This window comes from Halobacillus sp. ABD4_316 (genome assembly GCF_056161385.1).
Genome location: NZ_JBSWZA010000025.1, coordinates 1 through 246, shown reverse-complemented (window position 1 = coordinate 246; position 246 = coordinate 1). Strand labels below are relative to the sequence as shown.

General features: G+C 56.1%; 1 rRNA gene. It reads right to left on the bottom strand.

Annotated elements, in window-relative coordinates:
- Positions 1-246: ribosomal RNA gene (locus ACXAJH_RS20505) — 16S ribosomal RNA — on the bottom strand; the annotation flags it as partial.

The following is a 246-nucleotide window of genomic DNA, read 5'->3' as shown; positions in this document are numbered from 1 at the left end:
CACCCTCTCAGGTCGGCTACGCATCGTTGCCTTGGTGAGCCGTTACCTCACCAACTAGCTAATGCGCCGCGGGCCCATCTGTAAGTGATAGCGAGAAGCCATCTTTCAACTTATCTTCATGCGAAGAAAAGTATTACCCGGCATTAGCCCCGGTTTCCCGGGGTTATTCCGATCTTACAGGCAGGTTGCCCACGTGTTACTCACCCGTCCGCCGCTCGTTCCACGAGCTTCACCCCGAAGGGATCC